General features: G+C 69.1%; 16 protein-coding genes and 2 pseudogenes. 7 read left to right on the top strand and 11 right to left on the bottom strand.

The window, feature by feature from the left end; genetic code table 11:
• Positions 1–8 precede the first annotated feature (8 nt).
• Complete coding sequence (locus AB0H88_RS15965) at positions 9–602, top strand: helix-turn-helix transcriptional regulator (protein WP_357644911.1); 594 nt, start codon at positions 9–11, stop codon at positions 600–602.
• 14 nt (positions 603–616) lie between these two features.
• On the opposite strand, the pseudogene AB0H88_RS15960 reads toward AB0H88_RS15965, so the two are convergent.
• Positions 617–1024: pseudogene (locus tag AB0H88_RS15960) on the bottom strand (helix-turn-helix domain-containing protein); the annotation flags it as partial.
• Between the two features lie 123 nt (positions 1025–1147).
• Positions 1148–1381 (bottom strand): annotated as a pseudogene (locus AB0H88_RS15955) (helix-turn-helix domain-containing protein); the annotation flags it as partial.
• 187 nt (positions 1382–1568) lie between these two features.
• Between AB0H88_RS15955 and AB0H88_RS15950 the strand changes: the two are divergent.
• Together AB0H88_RS15950 and AB0H88_RS15945 are read left to right on the top strand one after the other, a co-directional pair.
• Positions 1569–2756, top strand: coding sequence for a cytochrome P450 (locus AB0H88_RS15950; RefSeq protein ID WP_357644909.1), 1188 nt, complete (start codon positions 1569–1571; stop codon positions 2754–2756).
• A gap of 3 nt (positions 2757–2759) precedes the next feature.
• Positions 2760–3944: a serine hydrolase domain-containing protein gene (locus AB0H88_RS15945; protein ID WP_357644907.1), complete on the top strand. Its 1185-nt coding sequence runs from the start codon at positions 2760–2762 to the stop codon at positions 3942–3944.
• Between the two features lie 277 nt (positions 3945–4221).
• Here AB0H88_RS15945 and AB0H88_RS15940 read toward each other — a convergent pair whose 3' ends face one another.
• Complete coding sequence (locus AB0H88_RS15940) at positions 4222–5463, bottom strand: serine hydrolase domain-containing protein (protein ID WP_357644905.1); 1242 nt, start codon at positions 5461–5463, stop codon at positions 4222–4224.
• Positions 5464–5895: 432 nt separating this feature from the next.
• Here AB0H88_RS15940 and AB0H88_RS15935 point away from each other — a divergent pair, with 432 nt between their 5' ends.
• Positions 5896–6831, top strand: a complete 936-nt coding sequence (locus AB0H88_RS15935) for a magnesium and cobalt transport protein CorA (RefSeq protein WP_357646381.1) — start codon at positions 5896–5898, stop codon at positions 6829–6831.
• 55 nt (positions 6832–6886) lie between these two features.
• Here AB0H88_RS15935 and AB0H88_RS15930 read toward each other — a convergent pair whose 3' ends face one another.
• A complete protein-coding gene (locus tag AB0H88_RS15930) occupies positions 6887–7252 on the bottom strand; it encodes a hypothetical protein (protein WP_357644903.1) in 366 nt (121 codons plus the stop codon).
• 6 nt (positions 7253–7258) lie between these two features.
• Positions 7259–7753 (bottom strand): TetR/AcrR family transcriptional regulator, encoded by a 495-nt coding sequence (locus tag AB0H88_RS15925; RefSeq protein WP_357644901.1) that lies wholly within the window; start codon positions 7751–7753, stop codon positions 7259–7261.
• Between the two features lie 141 nt (positions 7754–7894).
• Between AB0H88_RS15925 and AB0H88_RS15920 the strand changes: the two genes are divergently transcribed.
• On the top strand, positions 7895–8905 hold the full coding sequence (locus AB0H88_RS15920) for an SDR family NAD(P)-dependent oxidoreductase (RefSeq protein WP_357644900.1): 1011 nt from the start codon (positions 7895–7897) through the stop codon (positions 8903–8905).
• Positions 8906–8911: 6 nt separating this feature from the next.
• On the opposite strand, the gene AB0H88_RS15915 is transcribed toward AB0H88_RS15920, so the two are convergent.
• Genes AB0H88_RS15915 through AB0H88_RS15905 form a run of 3 tightly spaced genes read right to left on the bottom strand, consistent with a single transcriptional unit; the run spans position 8912 to position 11236 of the window.
• Entirely contained in the window at positions 8912–9556 is a 645-nt protein-coding gene (locus AB0H88_RS15915) for a response regulator transcription factor (RefSeq protein ID WP_357644898.1), read from the bottom strand.
• Positions 9547–10635 carry a histidine kinase gene (locus AB0H88_RS15910; protein ID WP_357644896.1) on the bottom strand — a complete coding sequence of 363 codons (1089 nt, stop codon included), beginning with the start codon at positions 10633–10635 and terminating at the stop codon, positions 9547–9549. The genes AB0H88_RS15915 and AB0H88_RS15910 overlap by 10 nt, the downstream gene beginning before the upstream one ends.
• Entirely contained in the window at positions 10619–11236 is a 618-nt protein-coding gene (locus AB0H88_RS15905) for a DedA family protein (protein ID WP_357644894.1), read from the bottom strand. Before AB0H88_RS15905 ends, AB0H88_RS15910 begins: the two co-directional genes overlap by 17 nt.
• A 110-nt stretch (positions 11237–11346) precedes the next feature.
• Between AB0H88_RS15905 and AB0H88_RS15900 the strand changes: the two genes are divergently transcribed.
• Both AB0H88_RS15900 and AB0H88_RS15895 read left to right on the top strand, forming a co-directional pair.
• A complete protein-coding gene (locus AB0H88_RS15900) occupies positions 11347–14064 on the top strand; it encodes a DEAD/DEAH box helicase (protein WP_357646379.1) in 2718 nt (905 codons plus the stop codon).
• Entirely contained in the window at positions 14061–15167 is a 1107-nt protein-coding gene (locus AB0H88_RS15895) for an SWIM zinc finger family protein (RefSeq protein ID WP_357644892.1), read from the top strand. Before AB0H88_RS15900 ends, AB0H88_RS15895 begins: the two co-directional genes overlap by 4 nt.
• 204 nt (positions 15168–15371) lie before the next feature.
• Here the strand turns inward: AB0H88_RS15895 and AB0H88_RS15890 are convergent, their stop codons facing one another.
• From AB0H88_RS15890 to AB0H88_RS15880, 3 genes are all read right to left on the bottom strand, one after another.
• The gene (locus tag AB0H88_RS15890) at positions 15372–15512 is read right to left on the bottom strand and encodes a hypothetical protein (RefSeq protein ID WP_357644890.1); all 141 of its coding nucleotides are present in this window, start codon (positions 15510–15512) and stop codon (positions 15372–15374) included.
• Between the two features lie 118 nt (positions 15513–15630).
• On the bottom strand, positions 15631–16248 hold the full coding sequence (locus AB0H88_RS15885) for an SRPBCC family protein (RefSeq protein WP_357644889.1): 618 nt from the start codon (positions 16246–16248) through the stop codon (positions 15631–15633).
• Positions 16245–16604 carry a metalloregulator ArsR/SmtB family transcription factor gene (locus tag AB0H88_RS15880; protein ID WP_357644887.1) on the bottom strand — a complete coding sequence of 120 codons (360 nt, stop codon included), beginning with the start codon at positions 16602–16604 and terminating at the stop codon, positions 16245–16247. The genes AB0H88_RS15885 and AB0H88_RS15880 overlap by 4 nt, the downstream gene beginning before the upstream one ends.
• Between the last annotated feature and the right edge of the window lie 95 nt (positions 16605–16699).

Genomic DNA, 16699 nt, shown 5'->3' with positions numbered 1-16699 from the left:
TGGATTTCATGGACGATGACGGGCCGGCCCTGGACGACGTTCTGCATGCCGTCGGGCCGCGGCTGCGGACCCTGCGTCAGCAGCGCGGAGCCACCCTGACAGAGCTGTCGGAGTCGACCGGCATCTCGATCAGCACCTTGTCGCGGCTGGAGTCCGGGCAGCGCCGGCCGACCCTGGAGCTGTTGCTGCCCCTGGCGCGCGCCCATCAGGTGACACTGGACGAGCTCGTCGACGCGCCGCCCACCGGGGACCCGCGCGTGCAACTGCGCTCGTTCCAGCGCTTCGGCTCCACTTTCATCCCGCTGACCCGCCGGCCCGGCGGGCTTCAGGCGTTCAAGCAGGTCATGCCGCCGAACTGGCCCGGCACCGAGCCCGATCCCCGCGTGCACGAGGGCTATGAGTGGCTCTACGTCCTGGCCGGGCGGCTGCGCCTGGTCCTCGGCGAGCACGACGTGATCCTCACGCCCGGCGAGGTGGCCGAGTTCGACACGCGTATCCCGCACTGGTTCGGCAACGCCGGTCGCGATCCGGTCGAGCTGCTGTCCCTCTTCGGCCCGCAGGGCGAACGCCTGCACGTCCGCGCCCAGCCCACCGGGAAGTGATTCACTGCGCGCGCTCATGTGCTCGCGGCGCGTCGCTTGGCCGTGAGCCTCTCTCGCCAGTGCTCGGCCAGCTGAACCATTTCCTCGCTCGTGTGCTTGAGGAACTGGCCCATGTACTCTGACCGGGCGCCGGCGGGTGTGGCGGCGCCCAGGATCTCGGCTCCCTCCAGGGCGACCTCGGCCAGCATGACGTTTCGCTGCGCGCTCAGCAGGAACGCCTGGTACCAGACGTCGTCGTCGATGACGTAGCGCTCACGCCGCCGCCGGGCGTCGCGTTCGCGCCTGATCAGCCCCTGCTCTTCGAGGTAACCGACGGCCATGGAGACCGACGCCGCGCTGATCCGCAGCCGCTGGATCAGCTCGGCGGCGGTGAGGCTGCCGTTGTCGGTGACGTACAGGCAGGTCAGCACTCTGGCGATCATTCGTGGGAGTCCCTGCTGGACCAGCAGCGCCGTGGCGCGTTCGGTGAAGTCGTGCACCGCTTCGGGGTCACGTCCGTATGCGGCGGTGGCGGCGGGCGCGGCCGGCGGTGAGGGGGTCCGGCGACGGCGCGCGCGCCCTTCGGTCGCCTGATGCGCCTGATCGGCCCGGTAGGCGCCCGCTCCACCGTTGCGCATGACCTCCCGCGTGATGGTCGATGTCGGCCGGGCCAGGCTCCTGGCGATCTCGGCGTAGGTGAGCCCGTCGGCCAGTCCTGCGGCGATCTGCCGGCGGTCCTGATCGGTCAGCCTGCCTCCTGGCACTTGTCCACGCCTCCTGCCGTTGGGTCCGACGGCCATTATTGCGTTCGCCCGCCATCCATTGCAACTCGGCAGTTGCATTCAGGCGTATAGCCATTGCAATTATTTCCGCTTCTAACCTGCTCAAATGGTGAAATGTCGGTCTTGCTGATTGACATTTATATTGAATGCAACGTAGCTTTTGGCAAGTCCTGAAGGAGTACTATCGCGACTTGAAGGAGTAGAGATGACCGTCTTGACAGGGCTTCCCATGACGCGCCCCGCGGGCTGTCCCTTCGACCCGCCCGAGGAGCTGGCGCGGCGGCGGCCGCTGAGCCGGCTGGCCTTCCCCGACGGGCACGTGGGCTGGCTGGTCACCGGCCACGCCCTGGCCCGCGCGGTGATGGCCGACCCCCGCTTCAGCTCTCGGCACGAGCTCATGCGCTCCCCGCTGCCCGGAGCGGGCACCATGGAGCAGCCCCCGCCCGCGCCGCCCGGAATGTTCATCGGGATGGACGCCCCCGAGCACACCCGCTACCGCGGCCTGCTCACCGCGAAGTTCACCGTCCGCCGGATGCGCCTGCTCACCGAGCGCGTCGAGCAGATCACCGCCGAGCTCCTGGACGCCATGGAGCGGCACGGCCCGCCGGTGGACCTGGTGACGGCGTACGCGCAACCCATCCCCGCGCTGATGATCTGCGAGCTGCTCGGCGTCCCCTATGCCGGTCGCGAGTCCTTCCAGCGTCACGCGGCGACGGTGAACGACAACGACACCACAGTGGAGGAGCGCTACGGCGCCTTCGCCGCGCTGCAGGAGACCCTGCGCGAGCTCGTACTCACCAAGCGCGCCGAACCCACCGACGACCTGCTCAGCGACCTGAGCACCGGCGACCTCACCGATGAGGAGCTCACCAACATCGGGGTGCTGCTGCTGGGCGCCGGCCTCGACACCACCGCCAACATGCTCGCGCTGGGCACCTTCGCCCTTCTGTCCCACCCCGGCCAGCTCGCCGCCCTGCGCGCTGACCCGGGCATCACCGACCAGGCCGTCGAGGAACTGCTGCGCTACCTGAGCATCGTCCACACCGGGATACGAACGGCGCTGGAAGACGTCGAGCTGGACGGTCACCTGATCAAGGCCGGTGACACGGTCACCGTCTCGGTCCAGGCCGCCAACCGCGACCCGGCGAAGTACGCCGACCCCGACACTCTCGACCTGCGCCGGGACGCCACCGGGCACACCTCCTTCGGCCACGGCATCCACCAGTGCCTGGGTCAGCAACTGGCCCGTGTCGAGATGCGGGTCGCCTTTCCCGCGCTGGTCGCGCGCTTCCCGACGCTGCGCCTGGCCATCCCGCCGGAGGACGTGCCGCTGCGCGCCCACTCGGATGTGTACGGCCTGCACCGGCTTCCGGTCACCTGGGACGTGGTGTGACCAATGAAAAGGATCTTCTCTCTCACCCGCACAGCCCGCGTGATCGTCGGCATGACGACGGTCGCGACGAGCGTCATGGCGATTCCCGAGACGTCCTCGGCGGCGGTCGCCCCAAGCCATGCGGCGGTCCAGCGTGCGCTCGACCGGGCTGTGACCGAAGGCGGTCTTCCCGGCATCCTCGCCGCGGTCCGTGACGGCCGTCGGTCGTGGTTCGGCTCGGCGGGGGTGGCCGACACCCGAACCGGTCGAAAGCGCCTGCCTCAGGAGCGGTACCGCATCGGGAGTGCCAGCAAGGCGTTCACGGCGACGGTGATCCTGCAACTCTCGGCCGAAGGCAGGCTGAGCCTCGACGACACGGTCGAGAAGTGGCTGCCCGGGGTGGTGAAAGGCAACGGCAACGATGGCGGCAAGATCAGCATCAGGCAACTGCTCAACCACTCCAGCGGGATCTTCAACTACGGCAATGACGAGGAGGCGTTCGCCAAATTCGTGGGTCCGGAGTTCTTCAAGCACCGCTACGAGAAATACCGTCCGGAACAGCTCGTGGAGATCGCCATGTCCCATCAGCCCTACTTCGGGCCGGGCCAGGGCTTCGGGTACTCCAACACCAACTACATTCTCGCCGGGATGATCATTGAACGGGTGGCTGGCCGGACGCTCGCCGACGAGATCTCGCGGCGGATCGTCCGCCCGCTGGCTCTGACCGGGACGTACTTGCCGGGCGACGACACGGTGATCCGCGGGCCACACGCGCGGCACTACTCGACGCTGTTCGTGACCGGCCCCGACGCCAAGGTCTACGACGTGACCGAGATGAACGTGTCCACAGGCTGGGCGGCCGGCGGCATGGTGTCGACGGCCAGGGATCTCGACCGGTTCGTCAGCGCGCTGCTGAGCGGCCGGCTTCTCGCGCCCGCCGAGCAGCGCGAGATGTTCACCACGATCTCGACAGGGGGCAGATGGATTCCCAACACCACTTACGGGCTCGGCGTCTTCTCGCAGAAGCTGTCGTGCGGCGCGACGGTCTGGGGTGTCGCGGGCGCCATCAGCGGCTCGTATTCGTACGCGATGGGCAGCCGCGACGGCAAGCGCATGGTGGTGAGCAACGTCAACGGCGACTGGAACAACCCGGTCGGCACGCTCACGGACGTGCTTCAGTCGGAGTTCTGCCCAGCCGATCCGGCCTGACCGGCTTGGAGGCGGTCGTGCTTGCCACGGGCGCGCTGGGCTTCCTGGCGGTGACCGCGGTCACGGCGGCTGCCGCTGCGCTCATGGCCGTACTCCCGTCCACCGGCCGCTAGCGCCATCGCCCGCGCGGGTGCGTGCCGCGCGGGCAGCTCGGAAGTGCTCTGGCTACCACGGCGCCTGACCCACCGCGACGGCGACCTGGCGGGGTGCGGTGACACCGCTCCTCGGCCAGGCCGCATCAGCTACCAGAGTGGGCCTACCGGGCTCGCGCTCGGGGTCAGGCGTCGATGGCCTGGTAGAGGGTGGTCCAGAAGTCGTGGATGGCCCGCGCCGAATCCGGGGTGGACATCCCGGTCTGGGTGAGCAGGAGGCCGACGAGCTGGTTGTCTGGGTCGGCATAGGTCGTGGTGCCGGCTCCGCCGTCCCAGCCGAACTGGCCGATGGGCGCGTAGTCGCCGCGGTAGGTACGCACCGCCATCCCGAAGCCCCAGCCGCCGTGCTGCCCCTGGCCGTGCGACAAATGGACGACCCTGCGGGCCCAGGCTTCTCGGGCAGTTGTCTGCTCGGGGGTGAGGCGGTTGGTGGTCATCAGTTCGACGGCGGGCCGGGACAGGATCCGCTGGTTCCCGTGCATCCCGTGATTCAGCAGCATCCGGAAGTAGGCGTGATAGTCGTCGACGGTGGAGTCCAGTCCGCCGCCGCCTGACTGGAATGCCGGAGGCTTGCTGTGGTGTCCCCCTTCGGCCTCGTCCTCCACGTGGAACTCGCCGGTCTGCCAATCGGGGGCGTACAGGGGCGGCAGCCGGTCGATCTTGTCGGCGGGCACGTGGAAACCGGTGTCCTTCATGCCCAGCGGATCGAAGATGCGTTCGCGCAGGAACTCCTCGAACGACTGGCCGGTGACCCTGGCCACCAGCACGCCGAGCAGATCGTCGCTGACGTTGTACAGCCACCGCTCGCCGGGCTGGTACATCAGCGGCAGCGTGCCCAGGCGGCGCATCCACTCATCCGGCCCCGGCGCCGGCAACATCCATCCGTCCTCCTGGCCGTAGACCCCCCGCTCGAAGAACGCGCTCATCATCGGAGCGGTCCGCGCCGTCATATCCAGCCCGAGCCCGCACGTGGAGGTCAGCAGGTCCCGCACGGTGATCGGCCGCCGCGCCGGCACGATGTCGTCCAGCGGGCCATCGGCCCGCTTCAGCACCTGCCGGTCGGCGAGCTCGGGCAGCCACCGATCCACCGGGTCATCCAGCCGCACCCGGCACTCATCCAGCAGGACCATCGCCGCCGCCACCGCGACCGGCTTGGACGTCGAGGCCATCCGGAAGATGGTGTCCCGGCGCATCGGCGCGCCACCGTCATGGCGCATCGTCCCGATCACCTCGACATGCGTCTCCTCCCCCCGGCCGACCAGAGCGACCAGCCCGGGAATCTTCCCGGACTCGACATACCGCCCCAGCACCTCGCGCAGTCTTCGCAGCCCTGCCGCGGAGAAGCCACTGTTGCCAATTCCCATCATGAAGCTCCTTATCTACAGTGTTCGATCTTGTAAGGCTCGTGTTCAGGGAGTGCACCTTGCGCGGCGGCCTTCTCGGACGCCGTGGAACACTCCACCCCCGCTTGAGCTACTCGGTGGTGCTGACTACTGGTATAAAGTAACACTGACTACCGGTACATAGCAACACCGAATAGCTGAAGCTGCAAACCGGAACCGCAAGCGTGGGGCCGGGGCGGCGGTCGCCGTACTCTTCCAGGTCGTCTTCATGAGCTGAGGTCGGTCCGGGCAGTTCCACGGGCCGAGTGCAGGAGCGAAGAGGTGTTGCGGGCATTGTCCTTCGCGCACGTGGCCGGAGGCCGCGCCGCCGTCGTAGACGACCAGATAGTCGGCTTTGCCGTCACCGCGTTGGTGGACACCGCACCAGGCGCGTAGCTCGCGGCACAATCCGCCACCCTGCTCTGCTCCCGGCCGGTTCCCCGGGGCCGAGGCGAGACATCAGCTCGCCATGGCCAGGCCAATCCTCTGACCGGGGTGCGTCGGCGCATCGAATCCGACCCCGACCTGCTGGCCGCCGGACCTTCCGGGGTGCTCTACGCGATCTGCGATCAGGTCGTCGACACGTACTCCCAGATCTCCCACGAGGTCGAACACGACCTCATCGTCCTGGAGCGACGTGTCTTCAGCGGCGAGCAGGCCGATGTCACCGAAGACATCTACTCCCTCAAGCGCGAAGTGCTGGAGTTCCGCGCGGCTCAGGATCCTCTGGTGCCGGTCCTGGAGGAGATCGTCAAAGGCCGGGTGGAGTTGTGCACCGTCGCCCGTGACCAGTTCCGTGACGTCCTGGACCACCTGCTACGTGTGGACGCCCAGGTCGACGAGCACAACGAACTGCTCACCAGCGCCCTGAGCGCCCACCTGGCCCTGGTGAGCCGTGAGCAGAGCGCGGCGGCCATCCAGCAGAACGTCGACATGCGCAAGATCTCCTCGTGGGCGGCCCTCATCGCCGTCCCCACGATGATCGCCGGGATCTACGGCATGAACTTCGACTACGTACCCGAGCTGCACTGGCTGCTCGGCTACCCCCTGAGCCTGAGCGTCATGGTCATCGCCACAGTCATCGTCCACCGGGTGGAGCGGATGTTGCGGCCCTTCGGGATTGGACGGCCCCAACCTCATCTGCTCGGGCTGCAAGGTCGAGATCGGCACTCAAGAGTCGGACTGCTGGAAGGCGCACTTCGTCGTGACCGTCCCAGATGCAATCCAGCTGCGCGCCAGTCACCACGAAACAGATTCCTGACGTCTCGGAAGAAGACTGAATCCGTGCGGTTTCGGGGTCACCTGACACACCGTTCGCGCGAACATGTGCGCTTTCGAAAGCGACTCATTTGAGGCGATCACGACGCCGCTGGTCTCTTCGCTTTGTGAGAACCTGGAACGGCAACGATCAATGTCGCGGCAGACCGGCAAACGCATGGTTGGCGCGCGGCCCCCATGATCCCGCCGACGTTGTCGGTGAGCACGTCGATGCGCGGGTAACCGCCGGCCAACTCGCCGGAGAGTCGCGTACCTGCGCCAGATCGGCGAAGTCGGCCACGTGACACGGAGCGCCCACCTCCTTCGCGACAGCTGCGGCCTTGGCCGGTGATGTGCCGATCAGGACGGCCTTCTCGCCCTTGGTGGCCAGCCGCCGAACGGCGCCGATGCCGTCGCCACCGCCGACAATGCCGATGGTCTGCTGCTGGGGAGTGGTCGACTCCCGCTCGATGATGGTGGTCTTGGCGCACACCCCGTACGCGCGCAGCTTGGGCAAGCGTCTTCAGCGCAGCAGGAGATCGATGGCTACCTCCAGTCGTTCGAGGTAGACCTGCCGTGATGCGACCTGATGCTTGAGGCCGATCGATGCGCTGATCATCGTCTGTGCGACAGGGGGAGCCGCCTCTCGTCCCGACTTGATGGCGATCGCGTCTGTGATCAGTTCCTCGAAACGTTGCCGCGGGGTCTCGATGATCTTTCCGAGGAGGTCGGGATTGTCCTCGATGACCACCGCTACATCGCTCGTCAGCGGGCCGATGTAGCGGCCCGCCCACTGATCGAACGCTTCGACGAGACGCTCCAGAAGGGGGCGGCCGGTGTTGGCCAGGACGTGTTCGGCCGCTGTGATGTCGCGATCCAAGGCCTGGGTGACCGCGGCACGGAACAGGGTCTCCTTCGAGGAGAAGAGGAAATAGAGCCCGGGCCGGGAGATGCGCGCCGCCCGCGCCACCTCCTCCATCGAGGTCTTCCTGTAACCGAATCGCGCGAACGTGACCATGGCGGAGTCCAGAACCATGGTCCGACGGTCGGTGTCGGCGAGTGTCGACGGCGGGTGACCAACCTCGGGACTGCTCATGAAACGAGCATACGAGCGACAGGCGCACTATACAAATTATGTCTAGTATGTATAGTCGCAGCCGTGACCACTCGCAAGCTCATCTCCACGCCCTTCACCTCCTCCAGCACCGCGGCCGAGGTGCTGCGGGGCGTCGACCTCACCGGCGTCCGCGCGATCGTGACCGGAGGCTCCTCCGGAATCGGGACCGAGACGGCTCGTGTGTTGACCTCTGCCGGAGCGGAAGTGACGCTCGCTGTCCGGAACACGACCGCGGGTGATGCCGTCGCCGAGACGATCGCGAAGTCGACCGGAGGTATCCGGCCCCGAGTCGTCCGGCTCGACCTCGCCGATATGACCACCGTCGCGCGATTCGTCGACGCGTGGAACGGTCCGCTACACCTGCTGATCAACAACGCGGGCGTGGTCACCGGTGGCCTCGAACGGACGTGTGAGGGCTGGGAACTGCAATTCGCGACCAACCATCTCGGCCACTTCGCCCTGGCCATCGGCCTTCACGACGCCCTGGCCCTGGGCGCGATCGACCGCGACGGAGCACGGATCGTCTCGGTCAGTTCGACAGCGCACATGCGTTCCTGCATCGACTTCGGCGACCTCCACTTCGAACGTCGCAGCTACGACCCGCAGATCGCCTACGCCCAATCGAAGACGGCGAACTCTCTATTCGCCGTTGAGGCGACCCGCCTTTGGGCCTCCGACGGCATCGTTGCCAATACGGTGAACCCCGGCGGTGTCGCGACGGGGCTGCAGCGGAACTTCACCGCGCAGCAGAAGGCGTCACTCGATGCGGCCGAGGCCGCCGGAGTCTTCACCTACAAAACGGTCGAGCAGGGAGCCGCCACCAGCATCGTCGCGGCCGTCGCCCCGGAGTTCGCTCACTCCGGAGGCCACTACCTCGACGATTCACAAGAGGCTTACACCGTGCCGGACGACGCCGACCTCGCGCAGCACCCGCACGGTGTCAAGGAATGGGCGCTCGATCCCACCGCCGCCAAGCGCCTCTGGAGGGTCTCGACCGACCTGCTCCGCGTCGGGACCGTCCGGCTTCGGCCACTGCCGGCACGATGTCAATGACCGCTGTCACGACTCCAGGAAACGCAGCACGGCCAGCATGCGGCGGCTGTATCCGGTGTGGTGTGACAGGCCGAGCTTGTCGAACAGCGAGTTGACGTGCTTCTCCACGGCGCTCTGTGACACGTGCATGGCCTGGGCGATCGAGGCGTTCGTCAGGCCCTGGGCCATGCGCTCGAGGACGTCGCGTTCCCGAGGGGTGAGCCGGGCCAGCGGATCGAGCTGGGTGGTGCGGGCCAGCAGTTGGCGTACGACCTCGGGATCGAAGGCCGCTCCTCCGGCGCCCACCCGCTCGAGCGCGTCGAGGAAGTCGGTCAACTGCGCCACCCGGTCTTTGAGCAGGTAGCCGACGCCTTCCACGTCACCGCTCATCAGCTCCGTGGCGTACTTCTTCTCCACGTATTGCGAAAGGACCAGGACCTTGACGCTGGGCCAGCGGCGCCTGATCTCCAGTGCGGCGCGCAGGCCCTCGTCGGTGTGGGTCGGCGGCATCCGTACGTCGACCACCACGATGTCGGGCTCGTGCGCGGCCACCGCCTCGACCAGGGCGGGACCGTCGCCCACGGCGGCGGGCACCTCATGGCCCTCCTCCACGAGCAGCCGCAGCAGGCCCTCGCGCAGCAGCGTCGAGTCCTCGGCCAAGATCACCCGCACGGCAGCTCCGCCACGATCGTCGTCGGGCCGCCCGCCGGGCTGACCAGCTGGAACCTGCCGTCGAGCGCCGCCACCCGGCGCGCCAGCCCCGACAGCCCGCTTCCCGAGGCGGTCGCGCCGCCCCGGCCGTCATCTTCGACCCGCACGACGATCATTGTGCCCTCCCGGTGCACGTCAACGGTGATGAGCGTGGCTCCCGCGTGCTTGGCGGCGTTGGTCACCGCCTCGCAGACGACGAAGTAGGCGGCCGTCTCCACCCCCATCGGCGGGCGCGCGGCCAGCTCACAGGACACCTTGACCGGTACGCTCGATCGCTCGGCCACCCCCGCCAGCGCCTCGCCGAGGCCGAGGGAGTCGAGGCCGCTCGGGTAGACCCGCCAGGCCACCTCACGCAGCTCGGCCAGCGCCTGCTGCGCTTCCTCGTGAGCCTGGTCCAGCAGCTCGGGGCGGCCGCGCCGGGATCGGCCGATCAGCATCGACAGGGCGACCAGGCGCTGCTGGAGGCCGTCGTGCAGGTCGCGTTCGATCCGGCGGCGCTCGGAGTCGACCGCCGCCACGATCCCGGCCCGGCTCTCGGCCAGCTCGACGATCCTGCGCTCGAGCCTCTCGGTCGGGTTGGGCCCGAGCACGCGCTGGGCCAGCCGGCGTTCGAGCGAGTAGACGCCCACCAAACCCGACAGGTTCAGGAAGAGCAGCAGGATCCCGGCCAGGGTGAAATAGAGCAGGATCGACCAGGTGGGGGCGATGCCGTCGAAGGTGTCGCCGCTCGCCCAGGCCCAGGCGAGCCGGCCGACCGTCACCACCCCGATCAGGAGCAGCCCCACGACCAGCCCGCCCAGCAAGCCCGCCGGAACGCGGAGCGCCAGATAGCGCGTGGCTTGCCCGCTCACGTCGAACTCCGCCGGGTCCAGGCGCAGGCGCCGGGTCTCCAGCAGGACCAGCCGCCTGGCCGCCGCCCGCGTGTTGGGAGTGCCCAGGAAAGGCAACGCCACAACCAGGAACAGCACGTCGCCCAGGGCGGTGGCGGCGCCCAGCGACACCGCCGCCAGCAGCCGCAGGCCCTCAGCGACGGGGCGCATGTCGCCCCTTGCGCCGTTCCGCCACTCGTACGCCGATGAACACGAGCACCGCCAGCACGACGATGCCGATCACGACGTTGGTGCCGACTCCCACGTATGCCTCCACCAGCGACCAGTTTTCGCCCAGGTAGTAGCCGGCGAGCACGAACACGGTGTTCCAGATGAGGCTGCCGACGGTCGTCAGCAGGGTGAACGTGAGCAGCGGCATCCGCTCCACCCCCGCCGGGATGGAGATCAGGCTGCGGAAGATCGGAATCATCCGCCCGAAGAACACCGTCTTCTTGCCGTGCTTGAGGAACCACGCCTCGGTCTTCTCGATGTCGGACACCTTCACCAGTGGCAGCTTGGCGGCGATGGCCAGCGTACGGCGGCGGCCGAGCAGCGCGCCCACCCAATAGAGCGCCAGCGCGCCGAACACCGACCCCGCCGTGGTCCACACCAGCACCTCGAGCAGGTCCATCTCGCCCCTGCTGGCGGTGAAGCCCGCCAGTGGCAGGATCACCTCGCTGGGCAGGGGCGGGAACAGGTTTTCCAGCGCGATCGCCAGGCCCGCCCCAGGGGCGCCCAGAGTCTCCATCAGCATGATGAGCCATTCAGTCATGTTGTAGAGGCTAATCAAGATCCAATATGGCGGTAATGAGGTGGGCGGCAGATCTGTGCTGTGGTAAACCACAGGTGATTCGTACCGTACACTGTACGGCCGTGAGCCCAATGACGGATCTGGTACGGCAGGCGGTCGTCTTCGAGCCCGGCGACCCGCCCAGAGAGGGGCGGATGGCCTTCCTCGACCCGGACGGGGACGCCACGGTGCCCGTGGTCGAGGAGCACGGCGGTGAGCTGCGGGTTCTTGCGGCCCGGGCCACCCACGTCCCGGTCGCCGACGCCGTGGCCGGACTGGCCAGGGCCAGGAGTGACGCGGGCGCCCATCCGGCGGCGCGGTTCTGGGGCGCTGTGGCGCTGGTCGCGCTGCAACTGGTCGCCAGGGGACGGATCCTGCCGGGGGTCTCGGCGGGCGACTTCGACTCGTGGCGGGCGGGGCCGTTCGACGCGGCCGATGTGCAGCGGATCCGGGAGCTGGCCGACGCCATGCCCGCCGCCGCACGGTCCGTACCTTTCGAAGATCGGGCCGCCCACAGCGGAGAGGTGCGGTTGAGGGACGCGGAGTCGCTGGTGCGGGCGTTCCTGGACGCGGTGGCCGATGCGATGCCGCGCTCCCCCGGCGCCGTCCGTGCCACCGGCACCTCGGCATTCGCGGCCGTCAAACCGGTCAAAGTGCCCCGGCTGCGCGCCTGGGCCGACGAGGTGTCGGCGGGGCTGGACTCCGGCGTACGCCTGTCGCTGCGTCTGGAGGCCGACAGTCTGGAGCAGGCGGAGTTCCGGGCGGTGGTCCAGCTGCACAGCCTGGCCGATCCATCCCTGGTGGTGGACGCCGCCGACCTGTGGGCGGGCACGGACCCGGGGTTCGGCCCCCGGGCCAGGATCGACGCCACGCTGGCCATCAGGCGGGCCGCCCGCGCCTGGGTCGGGCTGGAACGCCTGCTCGACAGCGCCGTCCCCGACGAGCTGGCCCTGTCCGGCGAGGACGTGGAGGATCTGCTGGCCGGGGCCGCGGAACGCCTGGGCGCGGCCGGTGTCGAGGTCCACTGGCCAAGGGAGCTGGTACGCGGCCTGAGCGCCCGCGCCGTCGTCGGCGAGCGCGACAGTGCCCCGTCCGATATGCCGTCCTTCCTCGGCGGCCATCACCTGACCAGCTTCGACTGGCAGCTCGCCCTGGGCGGCGAGCAGTTGACCGCGGCCGAGATGGACCGGCTCGCCGAGGCGCACCGGCCCGTCGTACGGCTGCGTGACCAGTGGGTGCTCATCGATCCGGACCTGGCCCGCAAGGCCCGCCAGCGCGATCTCAAGCCGCTGACCGGCCTCGACGCTCTAGGCGCCGCGCTGACCGGCACCGTGGAGGTCGACGGCGAGCAGGTGCCGATCGAGCCGAGCGCCTGGCTGCGGGAACTGCGCGACCGGCTGTCGGAGCCCGAGGAGATCGTCGTGCCCGCCGGTCTGGACGCGCGGCTGCGCGACTACCAGCTGCAGGGCCTGCGCTGGCTGGCCAGGATGACGTCGCTCGGGCTCGGCGCCTGCCTGGCCGACGACATGGGCCTGGGCAAGACGATCACGCTGATCGCCCTGCACCTGCACCGGGGCGGCGGTCCCACGCTGGTCGTCTGCCCCGCCTCGCTGCTGGGGAACTGGGAGCGGGAGATCTCCAGGTTCGCACCGGGCGTCCCTGTCCGCCGATTTCACGGAAATAGCCGGACCTTGGCTGATGAGGGCTTCGTACTGACGACATATGGCACCATGCGGATGGATGCGGCGCGGCTCGCCGAGCACCCGTGGGGGCTGCTGGTGGCCGACGAGGCACAGCACGTCAAGAACCCCTCCTCCGGTACGGCCAAGGCGCTGCGCGAGATCCCGGCGGCCGCCCGCGTCGCGCTGACCGGCACCCCGGTCGAGAACAATCTCGCGGAGCTGTGGGCCATCCTCGACTGGACGACGCCGGGGCTGCTCGGCTCGCTGGGCAGGTTCCGCTCGCGCTGGGCCAAACCGGTCGAGTCCGGCGACGCCGTGGCGGCCGAGCGGCTGGCCAGGCTGGTGGGGCCGTTCCTGCTGCGGCGCCGCAAGTCCGATCCTGGCATCGCGCCCGAGCTGCCGCCCAAGACCGAGACCGACCGCCCGGTGGCGCTGACCACTGAGCAGGCCGGGCTGTACGAGGCGGTGGTCCGGGAGATCATGCAGCAGATCGAGAGCGCCCAGGGCATGGCCAGGCGCGGCCTGATCGTCAAGCTGCTGACCGGGCTCAAGCAGATCTGCAACCACCCCGCCCATTACCTGCACGAGGCCGCGCCCAGACTGACCGGCCGTTCCGGCAAGCTCGAACTGCTCGACGAGCTCGTCGACACCATCGTCGCCGAGGACGGGGCGGTGCTGGTCTTCACCCAGTACGTGGCCATGGCGCGGCTGCTCGACCGGCACCTCACGGACCGAGGCGTCGCCACCCAGTTCCTGCACGGCGGCACCTCGGTGCCGAAACGGGAGGAGATGGTACAGCGCTTCCAGGAGGGGGCGGCTCCGGTGTTCCTGCTGTCGCTCAAGGCGGCCGGCACCGGCCTGAACCTCACCCGCGCCGACCACGTCATCCACTACGACCGCTGGTGGAACCCGGCCGTCGAGGACCAGGCCACCGACCGCGCCTACCGCATCGGCCAGGACAAACCCGTCCAGGTGCACCGGCTGATCGCGGAGGGCACGATCGAGGACCGCATCGCCGAGATGCTGGCGGCCAAGCGCTCGCTGGCCGACGCCGTACTGGCCGGGGGCGAGGCCGCCTTCACCGAACTGACCGACGCGGAACTCGCCGCACTCGTGGAGCTGAGATGAACGCCGTCCGAGGATTTCCCGCGTTCCCCTCGCAACGGGCCGGTGCCCGCTTCGCCACCTCCTGGTGGGGCCGGGCCTGGATCCAGGCCATGGAGGACACCTCCCTTGACCACAACCTCCTGCGCAAGGGCCGCACCTACGCCAAGACCGGCCAGGTCGGCCCCATCACGGTCAGTCCGGGTCGCATCGCCGCCGTCACCGAGAGCGAGTACGACACCGTCGTCCACGTCGAGCAGCTCACCACCCCCGACTGGGAGCGCTTCCTCGACCAGGTGGCCGCCAAGGCGGGGCACATCGCGGCGCTGCTCGACCGCGACATGCCGCACGACCTGGTCGAGGCCGCCGAGGACGCCGGAGTCCCGCTGCTGCCGACGGTAGGCGACCTCGAACCGGAGTGCTCCTGCCCCGACTGGGGACACCCGTGCAAGCACGCGGCCGCCCTGTGTTACCAGGCGTCGTGGCTGCTCGACGCCGATCCGTTCGTCCTGCTGCTCATGCGCGGCCGGGGCGAGCAGGAGCTGATCGAGGCGCTCCAGGGTCGCGACGTCCCCGCGCCGGCCGAGACCGGTACGCCCGCCGCGGCGGCGTTCAGCCTGGGCGTGCCGCCGTTGCCGGGTCCGCCGCCGCTCGACGTCGCGTACGCGCCGCTCGGGCTGGAGCCCGCGCCCGGGGTCGACGTGGCCGCGCTGGAGGTGCTCGCCGCCTCAGCCGCCGACCGGGCCCGCGAGCTGCTGCTCACCGGGCGGCTGGCCGTACTGAGCGAATATCAGGACCGGGTACGCCTGGCCGCCGCCCACGACCTCGACCTCGGCCTGGAGGCGGCCGTACAGGCCTGGCGGTACGGCGGCGCCGACGGGTTGGAGGCGCTCGAAACGGCCTGGACCCCGCCCAAGAAGGACCTGGCCAGAGCCGGGGCGCTCCTGCGGGCCGGCTGGGAGGGCGAGCGCCCGCCGGAGGTCGAGGCATGGCGCAACCGCTGGACCATCGGCGCCCGGCAACTGCGTTACGGCCGTGACGGCCGCTGGTACCCCTTCGCCGACCGCGACGGCCAATGGTGGCCCGCCGGGCCGCCGGAACGCGACCCGTCGGCGCTGGTGAGCTAACGGGGGTTGCCGCAGACCATCGGCAGGGGGCCGGACCGCCTCGGAGCGACGCAGCTCATCCGGACGAGGCGGCCGGGGCCCGGGACTCGGCGTTGGGCGTCGGCTACAACAGCAACCTGCTCAGCCAGACCCACCCGCAACGCTTGGCCGACAGCGCCAGCAGGGCGCTGCGACTGCTGGCCGACCACACGGTCCGCGTGGACGTCACCGCCGACGGTTTCCCATCTGGAGCACGTCCGGATCCCCCTGAATCGAGCCGAGGATCCACGACCGAAACCGCTGGGCGCACAGCTCGTGGGCGGCATGCTCGTCGTCGGCGATGCCGTCCGCGAGCGCTTCCGCCACCGTGAAGGGATTGCCCCACAGGGGTTCGGTGACCGGGAGGTCGCGGTCGCCGCCACGTTTGTCCGATGACGGCCACCGCGCGGGAACGGATACTCAGGCAGGATCGAACGGCGCCTGTTCAGGCCGGCGGGGCGTAGAAGGCGCTGGTGTTGTCGGCGGCGGCCTTCGCCTGATCGGCGGGCGTGCCCGCCGCCTCATGGGCTTCCCCCCACAACCGGCTGCACGTCGTGCTGTAGGTACGGCCCTCCTCGCTTCCCTGCCAGGCGATCGGATCGCCGATGGATTCGCCCGTCAGGTGGAGGGCCAAGCCGAGCAGCCCCTGGTCCCAGCCGACGCCCACGGCGCCCGGTCCGAACCGGTCCCACATCTCGGGCGGCATGGCGGCGGTGTGCCGGAGCTCGAACAGCGTGCGCTCGGCGCCGTCGGCGGACAGCCGTACCTCGACCTCGGAGAGCCCGGGGGCGTCGCCGAAGATCCAGGAGACCTTGAAGCGGTGCGGCGGCTCGCACTCGAGCACCTCTCCACCGGCGTTGCCTTCGAGCTGATAGTGGCCGCCGAGCTGAAGGTCCCCCTTGACGGGCAGGAACCAGCGGCTGATGCGCTCCGCGGACGTGCAGGCATCCCACAGGTCCTCGATGTCGGCGTCGTAGTGGCGGCGCAGCACGACGGTCTTGAGCTCGTCGCCGTCTTCCAGCTGCCGGTGGACGTATTCGATCTGCTTGATGATGTCGATCATGTGTGCTCGTTTCTCGATGATGGGCCGGGAGCGCGGCGTTCCCGCTTGCCCCGCGCCAGCTCGGTGGCCAGCGCGTCCAGCCGCTGCTCCCAGAACCCGCGAAAGCGTTCCAGCCAGACGTCGACCTCCCGCAGCGGCCCGGGCTCGACGGCGTAGAGCCGCCGGGTGCCCTCGGCTCGCACGCTGGCGAACCCGTTGTCCCGCAGCACCCGCAGATGCTGCGAGACGGCCGGTTGGGAGATGCCGTGCTCGTTCTGGATGACCGCGGTGACCTCACCGGAGCTCAGCTCGCCGTCGGCCAGCAGCTCCAGGATCCGGCGCCGGACCGGGTCTCCGAGGACGTCGAATGCATGCACATGACGGATTATTTCAAGCAGGACTTATATAAGTCAAACCTGGGATTCGAGCGCCGTTATGCGGGCGCTGCTCGTGGACCTGGCAGTCAAGTTGT

Origin of the sequence: Nonomuraea sp. NPDC050680 (assembly GCF_040654555.1) — a bacterium.
In the GTDB taxonomy this organism is placed as follows: Bacteria; Actinomycetota; Actinomycetes; order Streptosporangiales; family Streptosporangiaceae; genus Nonomuraea.
The sequence above is the reverse complement of the archived record's forward strand: the minus strand, read 5'-3'. Positions and strand labels throughout refer to the sequence as shown.

Coding starts and splice junctions, on each gene's coding strand:
- AB0H88_RS15965 (WP_357644911.1), top strand. CDS start 9: ATGGACGATGACGGGCCGGCCCTGGACGACGTTCTGCATGCCGTCGGG.
- AB0H88_RS15950 (WP_357644909.1), top strand. CDS start 1,569: ATGACCGTCTTGACAGGGCTTCCCATGACGCGCCCCGCGGGCTGTCCC.
- AB0H88_RS15945 (WP_357644907.1), top strand. CDS start 2,760: ATGAAAAGGATCTTCTCTCTCACCCGCACAGCCCGCGTGATCGTCGGC.
- AB0H88_RS15940 (WP_357644905.1), bottom strand. CDS start 5,463: ATGATGGGAATTGGCAACAGTGGCTTCTCCGCGGCAGGGCTGCGAAGA.
- AB0H88_RS15925 (WP_357644901.1), bottom strand. CDS start 7,753: ATGGTCACGTTCGCGCGATTCGGTTACAGGAAGACCTCGATGGAGGAG.
- AB0H88_RS15910 (WP_357644896.1), bottom strand. CDS start 10,635: ATGCGCCCCGTCGCTGAGGGCCTGCGGCTGCTGGCGGCGGTGTCGCTG.
- AB0H88_RS15905 (WP_357644894.1), bottom strand. CDS start 11,236: ATGACTGAATGGCTCATCATGCTGATGGAGACTCTGGGCGCCCCTGGG.
- AB0H88_RS15900 (WP_357646379.1), top strand. CDS start 11,347: ATGACGGATCTGGTACGGCAGGCGGTCGTCTTCGAGCCCGGCGACCCG.
- AB0H88_RS15895 (WP_357644892.1), top strand. CDS start 14,061: ATGAACGCCGTCCGAGGATTTCCCGCGTTCCCCTCGCAACGGGCCGGT.
- AB0H88_RS15885 (WP_357644889.1), bottom strand. CDS start 16,248: ATGATCGACATCATCAAGCAGATCGAATACGTCCACCGGCAGCTGGAA.